Genomic DNA, 9,810 nt, shown 5'->3' with positions numbered 1-9,810 from the left:
GATCTGCGGCGAACAGGTGCGTGTCCATGGCGCGGGCCGAACCGATGCCGGCGTGCACGCGCTGGAGCAGGTGGCCCATTGCGACATTGCCAAACCTTTCGTGCCGGGCCGGTTGCGCGACGGCCTGAACGCGCATTTGCGGCCGCATCCGATCGGCGTGCTCAGTGCGGAGATCGTGCCGGATGATTTCGAGGCGCGGTTTTCCGCCAAACGGCGGCATTACCTTTATCGCATCAGCAACCGCCGCGCCAATCTCGCGCTCGAACTCGGCCATGTCTGGCGGTTGCCGCGGCCGCTCGATACCGATGCGATGCATGAGGCCGCGCAGCGCCTGATCGGCAAGCACGACTTCACCACGTTTCGCGACACCGAATGCCAGGCCAAATCGCCGGAAAAAACCCTGGACCAGCTCGATGTCATCAGAGACGGCGACGCGGTCAACATCGTGACCTCGGCGCGCTCGTTCCTGCACAGCCAGGTGCGCTCGATGGTCGGCTCACTGGTCTGGGTCGGCGAAGGCCGCTGGAATGCCGACGATCTCGCGGCCGCATTGGCCGCCCGCAGCCGCGCCGCCTGCGGCCCGGTCGCGCCGCCCGACGGGCTCTATCTGGTGCGGGTGGATTATTGAACCACAGCCGTCATACCCCGCGAAGGCGGGGTATCCAGTACGCCGTGCCTGATGGGATTGAACCGAGACGCCGCAGAATACTGGATCGTCCGCTTTCGCGGACGATGACACCTGTTTCTAATCGGAGAGCTTCTTGAGCGCATCCCAGAACAAATCCTGTCCCTCGGCGATATCGGCAGTGTGATCACCAGCGAAGTCGGTGGCATCGCCGGTGATAAATTTGAATGAGCGCCAGGGGATCGAGTGGCGCTGGCAGACATGGGCGATGGCGAACAGTTCCATGTCGACGACGTCGATATTATTCTCCGTGAGCCATGGATCGGGCGATGTGACGAAACTGTCGCCGGTTCCGCAGGTGACGTCGCCAAACCCCGAGGACAACCGGTCGAGGTTGGACGAGTACGGCGTTCGTCCGCGCGGCACCAGCGGCATCGCCATCATGTCACGCTGCACGACATGCGCCACTTCCACAAGGCCGGAAAGCGCTTCGTTGATCCGTCCCGCGGTGCCGTAATTGATCACCCGTGCCGGCCGCAGCACCAAGAGCGCCAGTGTCGCCGCACTGGCGGCGTTGACCTTGCCGACGCCGCTATAGATCACCTCGACGCCCGCGGGGGCGCGCGCCTTGTCCAGTTCGTCGTCGATCGCGGTGAGAACGAGGATGCGGCCGGTCATGCGAAATAGCGGTCGAGGATGCCGCGATAGATTTTGGTCAGCTGCTCGAGATCGGAAACCGGCGTTCGCTCGTCGACCTGGTGCATGGTCTGGCCGACCAGGCCGAACTCGATCACCGGACAGTAGCTCGAGATGAAGCGCGCATCCGAGGTGCCGCCCGAGGTGCTTAATTCCGGCTTGCGGCCGGCGACCTCTTCGATCGCCGCGACCGCGAGGTCGGTGAAGGCCCCGGGCTTGGTCACGAACACGTTGGCGTTGCAATACTCCCACACGATCCGGGCGCGGACGCGATTGCCGGCCGCCTTGGTCATGCGCTGCTCGACCAGCGTGCGCAACGAGTCTTGTGTATGCAAATCGTTGAAGCGGATGTTGAACTTGGCGCGCGCCTGCGCCGGGATCACGTTGCTGGCGGTGTTGCCGACATCGATCGAGGTGAATTCGAGATTCGACGCCTGGAATTGCGCGCTGCCGTGATCGAGTGGTTCCTGGCTCAGCGCCACCACCAGCCCCGCGATATCGGGCACCGGATTCGCCGCGCGGTGCGGATAGGCGACATGGCCCTGCACGCCGTCGACATACAGCGTGCCGGACAATGAGCCGCGGCGGCCGACCTTGATGCAATCGCCGAGCGTCTCGACATTGCTGGGCTCGCCGAGCACGCAGTGGTCGAATGTCTCGCCGCGCGCCGCGACCCATTGCAGCAGCTTGACGGTGCCGTTGACGGAGATGGCTTCCTCGTCGCCGGTGATCAGGAACGAGATCGAGCCTTTTGGTTTGCCGCCGACGTGCGCGAGATATTCCAGCACCGCCGCGACGCTGCAGGCGATGCCGCCCTTCATGTCGACGGCGCCGCGGCCATACAGAAAGCCGTCCTTGATGTCGCCCGAGAACGCGCCGTGGGTCCAGGCGGCCTCGTCGCCGGCCGGCACCACGTCGGTATGTCCGGCAAAGCTGAGGTGCGGCGCGCGCCCGCCGATGCGGGCATAGAGGTTGTCGATATCGGCGGTGCCGGGTTCGCTGAAGGTGACGCGATGCACCTCGAAGCCGGCGGATTTCAGGATGTTTTCGAGCACGCCCAGCGCCCCGGCGTCGGCCGGGGTGACGGAGGGGCAGCGCACGAGGTCGCGGGTAATGGAAACGGCGTCATTCATGTCTCCCGCTTAACATGAGGTCCCGGCGATGGGCTAGCACTGTGCGGAACAAATTCCAGTTCGCTGTGCTGGTCCCAGCGCGTCGCGACAGGAGCGTCTCGAACGACCGACGCCAGCGGATCGGGCCCGAACCGGTTGGGGCCGCGCGTCCCCTTGAAGAACGGCAGCTCGACGAAGCCCCAGGCATAAAAGCCGAACGCGACGAGGGCGACGGCGACGGCCACATAAGATTCATCGTCGAGCCGGTCCACGAGGCTGCCAAGCATGGCCGGGGCAATGAAGAACGCGACGATCCACCAGCCGCTTTTGTTGCGATCGTGAAGCCGCTTGATCGTGGTGGCCGCCATGATCCAGATGCCGACCACCGCGATCGGCGTTCCCGCCAGATGGAATAGCAGGGAAATGAGTGCAGTCGTCTCCGGGTCCGCCTTACGGAAGCTGGCCTGGAACGGGAATGATGGCGGGATGCCGAAGATGGCGAAGATCTGGATGTCAACGGATTTGACGTGGACGCCGAAGATGATGCCGATCGCGAGTGCCAGGGCCAGCATGAAAACAAGGCAGGAAATCATACTGGCAAACAGCGCGTACCAGTATTTGGCGCGGTTGATGCGCCCCTCGAAGCCGAACAGAAATTGGTTGTCCGTCAGTTTGCCCATCGCCCAAGCTCCGGACCGCCGAAAATGGCCCCGGCCCGGTAGGTTGGTCGTCTCTGACAGATTTTGGTTCGATTTCGGGGCGAGATCCCGCCCCGAACAATGAATCTTAGTCGCGCAGCAGCTCGTTGATGCTGGTCTTGGCGCGGGTGCGCTCGTCGACGCGCTTGACGATCACGGCGCAAGCCGTCGAGGGGCCGGGCTGGCCGTTCTTCAAGGGTCTGGCCGGCAAGTTGCCGGGCACCACCACGGCATATTCCGGAACCTCGCCCACAAAGGTCTCGCCGGTGTCGCGATCGACGATCTTGGTGGAGGCGCCGAGGAACACGCCCATCGCCAGCACCGCTCCCTTGCGCACGATCACGCCCTCGGCGACTTCCGAGCGCGCGCCGATGAAGCAATCGTCCTCGACGATCACGGGTTCGGCCTGCAGCGGCTCCAGCACGCCGCCGATGCCGACGCCGCCGGAAATGTGCACGCGCTTGCCGATCTGGGCGCAGGAGCCGACCGTGGACCAGGTATCGATCATGGTGCTTTCATCGACATAGGCGCCGAGATTGACAAAGGACGGCATCAGCACGACGTTTCGGGCAATGAAGGCCGAGCGGCGCACGATGGCGCCCGGCACGGCGCGAAAACCCGCGTCGCGAAAGCGATTCTCGCCCCAGCCCTCGAATTTCGAGGGCACCTTGTCCCACCACGAGGCGTTGCCGGCGGCACCTGAAATAGCGGCCATGTCGTTGAGGCGGAACGACAGCAGCACGGCCTTCTTGAGCCACTGATTGACCTTCCACTTGCCGCTGGTCTCGCGCTGCGCCACCCGCACCTCGCCCTTGTCGAGCAGATCGAGCGCATGATCCACGGCGTCGCGGACTTCACCCTTGGTCGCGGCCGAGATGCCGTCGCGGGCGTCGAACGCGGTGTTGACGGTGGATTCGAGGGAAGCGAGAGACATCGAGATTTCCTTGGGCGGTATTGTTGATTGAGCGAGGGGCTTTTTCGGGATTTGGGGAGGGAGAGTCAACTGTTTCGGTTGTCATCACCCGCGAAAGCGGGGCTTGCGGCTCCTCCCTCGTCATTGCCGGGCTTGACCCGGCAATCCATCTTCTGCGCGAGGTTCTTTTGAAGGTTGATGGATGCCCGGATCAAGTCCGGGCATGACGACCGAATGTTTTGGCAGTGGTGAGCTCTAGGTCGGGGCCAGCCCCAGCAAAAACCCGGTCAGATCGTCGGTGACATGATCGACATGGGCGGCGCCGCGGCCTTCCAGTTCCCAGTCCTCGCGCACGACTTCCCTGGTGCCGTCGGGAACTACCAGCACCGTGGTCATGCCGAGTTGGTGCGGTACGACGAGGTTGCGCGCCAGATCCTCGAACATCGCCGAGCTCGCGGGATCGACGCGGTGATCTCTGAGGAACTTCTGATAGGTCTGTGGCGCCGGCTTCGGTTCCAGATCGGCGGCGATGATGTCGAACACCGCTTCGAAATGCGTGGCGATGCCGAGCCGCGCCAGCACCTTGTCGACGTGATCGATCGAGCCGTTGGTCAGAATCAGCTTGCGTCCGGGCAGTCTGGCGATCGCGGCGCCCATCGCCGGATTCGGCTGCAGCGGCGAATGATCGATCTGGTGCACATAGGCGAGATAGTCGTCGGCGCGCACGCCATGCTCGGTCATCATGCCGCGCATGGTGGTGCCGTAGCGCCGGTAATAATCCTTCTGGATCCGGCGCGCTTCATCCGCGGAGACTTTCAGCCAGGCGCTGACGAACTCGCCGATCCGCTGATCGACCTGCTGCCACAGATTGACGTGATGCGGATAAAGCGTGTTGTCGAGATCGAACACCCAGGTGTCGATATGGCTGAAGGGGCGGGAGGGCTTCTCGATCATTGTCACAAATCTCTCAACGGGCCGTCCCCGCGTACGCGGGGACCCATACGCCGCGGCGGTTACGATGGGCACGGTGTGAGTTGCCTGCGATCGTGGTTGGCGCCAGCGGTATCGACTCAGAGCAGGGGTTATGGGTCCCTGCGTTCGCAGGGACGACGATGGAGCTTTTCATCATGGCATCGCGAAACGAAGCGTCTTGCCGCCGCTCGACATGTCGACCACGGCAAAGCCGATCGGGGCGAGGCCGCGGGTGCCGCAGTCGCCCTGCTCGCTGATCTCGAATTTGTTCTCGCGCGTGCAGAGCTGGGTGGTGCCGCCCCAGTTCAGCGGCCGGTCCTTGAACCTGATGGCGCGGTTTTCGGCGTCGACGGCTTCGGCGAAGCTGAAAATCTGTTTGGGCTGGCCGGTCACATCCGGATGCAGGCATTTGCCGGGCTCGATGCGGTACCAGCCGCGGCTGGTCACCGCCTTGCCATCGTCGGTGGCGACGGCGGCCATGATCTTGTGCGGGGTATCGTTGCACCAGGTGAGCCCGGTGGACGAGGGCGACTGCACCGCCTCGATCATTGCCGCGAAAAAATTCGGCGCCTGCACGATATCCGGCGTCAGCCCGCGAGCCCTGAGGAATGCCGCCAGCGCGGCCTGGGTTTTCGGGCCATCGACGCCATCGATCGGCGCCGCGTCGTAGCCCGCGATCACCAACAGCCGCTGAATGCCGGCGAGCCTGGCCTGCTCGTCATCATATTCGCTGTCCTCGGCGAGATAGGCCACCAGGTTGCCGTCGTCGGTCGGGGTCGGCGTGATCTGGGTAAACGGCGCCGGGGTCTGTCCGGGGCGGCACTGACGCGCGGCCGCGATCACGAAATTGTCGGGCGCGATGCACAGCGTGTCGCCGCCGTTTTGCGGGATCGGCGACGAGCCGTAGACGCTGAGCGCGCGGGCGTTGAGCAAGATGCGATCCGCGGTCAGCGTGCCCTGCGCGACGACGCGGCACGCCGCCGGATCGATGCGAAACCATCCGCGCGTCGCGGTGGCGGCCTTGTCGTCGATGCCGATGGCGGCCTCGACCACATAGCTCATGCGATTGCAGAGTTTCAGATCGGCATGGGCCGGCGCGATACCCGCGAGCAGGGCGATGGCCGGAATAAATCCGGCCATGATGGCTCTGGTGTGCGTGGCCGCCTCGATCATCACTTGTGTATCAGTGTGCCGGTGCCCTGATTGGTGAACAGTTCGAGCAAGACCGCGTGCTGCATCTTGCCGTCGATGATAACGACGCCCTCGACGCCCTGCTCGAGCGCGTAGATGCAGGTTTCGACCTTCGGGATCATGCCGCCGGAAATGGTGCCGTCGGCGATCAGCTTGCGCGCGTCCTTGATCGACAGCTGCGGGATCAGCTTTTTCGACTTGTCGAGCACGCCGGGAACGTCGGTCAGCAGCAACAGCCGCTTGGCCTTCAAGGCGCCCGCGACCGCGCCGGCAAAGGTGTCGGCGTTGACGTTGAAGGTCTGCCCGGTTCGCGACGTCGCCAGCGGCGCCAGCACCGGGATCAGCTCATAGCCGATCAGCTGGTTCAGCAGGGTCAGGTCGACCTTTTCAGGTTCGCCGACAAAGCCGAGATCGACCACCCTTTCGATGTGCGAACCCGGATCGACCATGGTGCGCGTCACCTTCGACGCCGTCACCATGTTGCCGTCCTTGCCGCACAGGCCGACCGCCTTGCCGCCGGCTTCATTGATGTAGCCGACCAGCTGCTTGTTGATCGAACCGGCCAGCACCATTTCGACGATCTCGATGGTCGCGGCATCGGTGATGCGCAGGCCGTCGGCGAATTCCGACTGGATGCCGAGCCGCTTCAGCATGGTCGCGATCTGCGGCCCGCCGCCATGCACCACCACCGGATTGATGGCGGTCTGTTCCAGCAGAACGATGTCGCGCGCGAACGCCTTGGCGAGGTCCTCGGCGCCCATGGCATGGCCGCCATATTTGATGACGATGGTTTCCTCGTCATATTGCTGCATATGCGGCAGCGCCTCGGACAGGATGCGGGCCTGATCGAGCGGACTGATATATGGCGCGTCGGTCATGAAGCGGGTCTCACGGCATGCAGGATGGGGCGGGTTCTATCTGATTGGCGGGCACGGCGCAAAGCATGTCGGCCGCCGTTTCAGGTGCCGCGTCGTGGCCATGCCGCCGCCACCGCGAGCAGCAGCCAGCTCACGATCAGAAGCGTGCCGCCCGTCGGCGCGGCCATCGGGAACAGGCTGTGGCCGGCATAGTGCCGCAGCGTCAGGTCTCCGGCGAACAATGCGGCCGCGATCACAAAGCCGAACGCGGCGGCGATCCCGATCCGCAGATGAATGATGCCGCGTTCGGCCAGCGCCACGGCCACGAGTATGGCAGTGGCGTGAAACAGCAGCATCGATGACGCCGGCACCAGCCGCGTCGCGTCGCCCTGATGCGCCGAGGCGGCCGCCAGGATGACGCCGTCGGCGCCCATGATCCCGGCCAGGATGATCAGGATGCGGAACAGACGGGATTGCATCATCAACTGCGCTCCCCGAGCAGGCGCACCATGGCGGCGCGCAGTTCCGCCATCCCGGCGCCGGTGCGCGAGGATGTCACGATGACTTCCGGAAAAGCGGCCGGGTGTTTGGCCAGCGCGGCCAACGTAGCCGCGGTACAGGCTTCCAGCGCGGCCGGCTTGACCTGATCGGCCTTGGTGAGGACGACCTGGTAGCTCACGGCGGATTTGTCGAGCGTGTTCAGCACGTCGAGATCGACCTCCTTGAGGCCGTGCCTGGCGTCGATCAGCACATAGACCCGCGCCAGGCTGCTGCGCCCCTGCAGGAATTGGTGGATCAGCTTGGTCCAGGACGCCACCTTGGCCTTCGGCGCGGCGGCATAGCCGTAACCGGGCATGTCGACCAGCCGGAAGCCGGCGTTTTCGGGGCCCTCGAAGAAGATCAATTCCTGGGTGCGTCCCGGCGTGTGCGAGGTCCGCGCCAGCGCGTTGCGGCCGGTCAGCGCATTGATCAGGCTCGATTTGCCGACATTGGAACGGCCGGCAAAGGCGACTTCCATGCCCGCCATCGGCGGCAGCGTCTCGATCGAGGGCGAGGCCCAGAAAAACTGCCAGTCGCCCGCAAACAGCTTGCGGCCCTGTTCGATCAGCTTCGCATCGGTATCCGTGGTCATGCGAAGGCTTTCTGTCCACCGTCATGGCCGGGCTTGTCCCGGCCATCCACGTCCTTTTTTCTCGGTAACGTCGCAAGACGTGGATGCCCGGCACAAGGCCGGGCATGACGAGTTGAGAGTTCCTGTTTCTTATATCAGGCTCAATAGGAGGAGCCCATCACGTCTTCGACTCGGCCTTCTTCGACGCGAAGGTGGTCTTGAGATTGTCGAACAGTTCAACCTTCACGCCGTTGCGGTGCATGATGAAGCTCTGTTGCAGCACCGAAAGCAGATTGTTCCACGCCCAGTAGATCACCAGCCCCGCCGGGAAGCCGGCGAGCATGAAGGTGAAGATCACCGGCATCCAGCTGAAGATCATCTTCTGGGTCGGATCCGGCGGCGTCGGATTGAGCTTGAACTGGAACCACATCGTGATGCCCATGATGATCGGCCACACCCCGAGCGCGAGGTAGTGCCCGAACAGCGGCAGCTGGGTCGGATCGAAGCTGAACACGCCGAACAGATTGAACAGATTGGTCGGATCGGGTGCCGACAGATCCTTGATCCAGCCATAGAACGGCGCGTGCCGCATTTCGATGGTGACGAACAAGACCTTGTAGAGCGAGAAGAACACCGGAATCTGCAAGGCGACGGGAAGACAACCGGCGATCGGGTTGATCTTCTCCTTCTTGTAGATTTCCATCATCTCCTGCTGCTGCTTCACCTTGTCGTGGGTTGATCTTCTCCTTCTTGTAGATTTCCATCATCTCCTGCTGCTGCTTCACCTTGTCGTCGGGATAGCGCTCCTTCAGCGCGGCCAGTTGCGGCTGCACCGATTTCATCTTCGCCATCGAGGCGTAGGACTTGTTGGCGAGCGGGAAGAAGATCAGCTTGACGAGCACCGTCACCAGAAGGATCGCGATGCCGAAATTGCCGATGAAATTGTAGAAGAAGTCGAGCGCCAGGAACATCGGCTTGGTGATGAAGTAAAAATAGCCCCAATCGATCAGAAGATCGAAATGGTTGAGTTCGAGCTGCTTGTTGTACCCGGCAGGCCCGAGGACAGGAAAATTGATGCCGACGACGCCGGCTTCCTTGGCGCCGGCGAACAGCCGCGTGTCGGCGCTGCCGGTGCCGCCGATCGCAATCGTCTGCGGGTCCTGAAGGTAATCGGTCTGATAGGTGCGGACGTTATTGACAAGGTTGGACGAATAGCGGGCCTGCAACTGGGCGCGGGTATCGGGCAATAGCGCGGAGGCCCAATACTTATCGGTGATGCCAAGCCAGCCATTGGTGACCTTGAAGTCGACCCTCTTGGCGTCGTCGATCTTCTTGTAGGTATATTCCTGAAGACCCTGATCGCCGAGATAGCCGATCAGGCCTTCATGCAGGATGTAATAGCCCGAGGTCTTGGGCGTGCCGTGCCGCGAGATCAGTGCGAAAGGATAGAGCGTGACCGGCGCGTTGCCGACATTGGTTACCTCGTCCTTGATCGTGAAGAGATAACGGTCGTCGATCGCAATGGTGCGGCGGAAAGTTAATCCATCGCCACTCTCATATTTCAGCGTTACCGGATGGCCCGGCGTCAGGCTGCCGCTCGTCTCCGGCTGCCAGAGCGTGTTCTGGTCGGGCATT

10 protein-coding genes and 1 pseudogene are annotated in these 9,810 nt (G+C 63.1%); 1 reads left to right on the top strand and 10 read right to left on the bottom strand.

Features of this window, described 5'->3' with window-relative positions:
• Positions 1 to 628: tRNA pseudouridine synthase A (locus ABR948_RS24970; RefSeq protein WP_428123131.1), on the top strand; the 628-nt coding region annotated here is incomplete at its 5' end.
• A 117-nt stretch (positions 629 to 745) separates the two neighbouring features.
• Here the strand turns inward: ABR948_RS24970 and ABR948_RS24965 are convergent.
• The 10 genes and pseudogenes from ABR948_RS24965 to yidC all read right to left on the bottom strand — a co-directional run.
• Positions 746 to 1,303 (bottom strand): phosphorylase family protein, encoded by a 558-nt coding sequence (locus ABR948_RS24965; protein ID WP_428123129.1) that lies wholly within the window; start codon positions 1,301 to 1,303, stop codon positions 746 to 748.
• Entirely contained in the window at positions 1,300 to 2,454 is a 1,155-nt protein-coding gene (dapE, locus tag ABR948_RS24960; RefSeq protein ID WP_428123127.1) for a succinyl-diaminopimelate desuccinylase, read from the bottom strand. The genes ABR948_RS24965 and dapE overlap by 4 nt, the downstream gene beginning before the upstream one ends.
• Entirely contained in the window at positions 2,451 to 3,113 is a 663-nt protein-coding gene (locus tag ABR948_RS24955) for a DUF805 domain-containing protein (protein ID WP_428123125.1), read from the bottom strand. The genes dapE and ABR948_RS24955 overlap by 4 nt, the downstream gene beginning before the upstream one ends.
• A gap of 106 nt (positions 3,114 to 3,219) precedes the next feature.
• Positions 3,220 to 4,065: a 2,3,4,5-tetrahydropyridine-2,6-dicarboxylate N-succinyltransferase gene (dapD, locus tag ABR948_RS24950; RefSeq protein ID WP_428123123.1), complete on the bottom strand. Its 846-nt coding sequence runs from the start codon at positions 4,063 to 4,065 to the stop codon at positions 3,220 to 3,222.
• A 234-nt stretch (positions 4,066 to 4,299) separates the two neighbouring features.
• Complete coding sequence (locus ABR948_RS24945) at positions 4,300 to 4,998, bottom strand: pyrimidine 5'-nucleotidase (protein WP_428123122.1); 699 nt, start codon at positions 4,996 to 4,998, stop codon at positions 4,300 to 4,302.
• A gap of 171 nt (positions 4,999 to 5,169) precedes the next feature.
• Positions 5,170 to 6,156 (bottom strand): DUF1036 domain-containing protein, encoded by a 987-nt coding sequence (locus tag ABR948_RS24940; protein WP_428123132.1) that lies wholly within the window; start codon positions 6,154 to 6,156, stop codon positions 5,170 to 5,172.
• A 32-nt stretch (positions 6,157 to 6,188) separates the two neighbouring features.
• A complete protein-coding gene (argB, locus tag ABR948_RS24935) occupies positions 6,189 to 7,085 on the bottom strand; it encodes an acetylglutamate kinase (RefSeq protein WP_428123121.1) in 897 nt (298 codons plus the stop codon).
• Positions 7,086 to 7,165: 80 nt separating this feature from the next.
• Positions 7,166 to 7,546, bottom strand: coding sequence for a DUF423 domain-containing protein (locus ABR948_RS24930; protein WP_428123120.1), 381 nt, complete (start codon positions 7,544 to 7,546; stop codon positions 7,166 to 7,168).
• Positions 7,546 to 8,196 carry a ribosome biogenesis GTP-binding protein YihA/YsxC gene (gene yihA / locus ABR948_RS24925; protein ID WP_428123118.1) on the bottom strand — a complete coding sequence of 217 codons (651 nt, stop codon included), beginning with the start codon at positions 8,194 to 8,196 and terminating at the stop codon, positions 7,546 to 7,548. The genes ABR948_RS24930 and yihA overlap by 1 nt, the downstream gene beginning before the upstream one ends.
• 157 nt (positions 8,197 to 8,353) lie before the next feature.
• A pseudogene (gene yidC, locus ABR948_RS24920) lies at positions 8,354 to 9,810 on the bottom strand (membrane protein insertase YidC); the annotation flags it as partial.

Source organism: Bradyrhizobium sp. (assembly GCF_050014615.1).
Classification (GTDB): Bacteria; Pseudomonadota; Alphaproteobacteria; order Rhizobiales; family Xanthobacteraceae; genus Bradyrhizobium.
Note: the sequence above shows the minus strand (reverse complement) of the source record. Positions and strands in the feature narration are given on the sequence as shown.

Coding starts and splice junctions, on each gene's coding strand:
- ABR948_RS24945 (WP_428123122.1), bottom strand. CDS start 4,998: ATGATCGAGAAGCCCTCCCGCCCCTTCAGCCATATCGACACCTGGGTG.
- yihA (WP_428123118.1), bottom strand. CDS start 8,196: ATGACCACGGATACCGATGCGAAGCTGATCGAACAGGGCCGCAAGCTG.
- argB (WP_428123121.1), bottom strand. CDS start 7,085: ATGACCGACGCGCCATATATCAGTCCGCTCGATCAGGCCCGCATCCTG.
- ABR948_RS24955 (WP_428123125.1), bottom strand. CDS start 3,113: ATGGGCAAACTGACGGACAACCAATTTCTGTTCGGCTTCGAGGGGCGC.
- ABR948_RS24940 (WP_428123132.1), bottom strand. CDS start 6,156: ATGGCCGGATTTATTCCGGCCATCGCCCTGCTCGCGGGTATCGCGCCG.
- ABR948_RS24930 (WP_428123120.1), bottom strand. CDS start 7,546: ATGATGCAATCCCGTCTGTTCCGCATCCTGATCATCCTGGCCGGGATC.
- dapE (WP_428123127.1), bottom strand. CDS start 2,454: ATGAATGACGCCGTTTCCATTACCCGCGACCTCGTGCGCTGCCCCTCC.
- dapD (WP_428123123.1), bottom strand. CDS start 4,065: ATGTCTCTCGCTTCCCTCGAATCCACCGTCAACACCGCGTTCGACGCC.
- ABR948_RS24965 (WP_428123129.1), bottom strand. CDS start 1,303: ATGACCGGCCGCATCCTCGTTCTCACCGCGATCGACGACGAACTGGAC.